Source organism: Polaromonas sp. P1_G2 (assembly GCF_056405515.1).
Window position 1 is genome coordinate 1 of the sequence record NZ_JBFUBY010001600.1, and the last position, 379, is coordinate 379.

The following is a 379-nucleotide window of genomic DNA, read 5'->3' on the forward strand; positions in this document are numbered from 1 at the left end:
ATTCTGGTCGGTGAAGATGGTCGGCTTCTACGCCGCGGGCCTGTCGATCTCCAACATGGCGCTGCAGGTGCCGATCCAGCTGACCGGCAGTCTGCTGCCCTACTATTCGGAACGTCGCCACGAGGCCGGCGGCACAGGGCTGTCGCCCTCGGTCATTGCCGGCGTCACCCGCAGCCTTTCCTATATCACCCTGCCGATGAGCATCGGACTGGCGGCCATCGCCCAGGAACTTGTCGTCACCGTATTCGGCTCGGCTTTCCGCGAGGCGGGAACGACGGTGGCGCTCCTGGCGCTCGCCTCGCCTGGTGCTGCCTTCATGCAGACGCTCAGCCTCTATCTGCTCTCGCAGGATCGTGCCAAGGAAAGGCTGGTCATCAGC

The 379-nt window shown here is 64.4% G+C and carries 1 protein-coding gene; it reads left to right on the plus strand.

The window, feature by feature from the left end; genetic code table 11:
* On the plus strand, window positions 1–379 hold a 379-nt coding region (locus AC1D0P_RS31725; RefSeq protein ID WP_477680354.1), incomplete at both ends, for a lipopolysaccharide biosynthesis protein.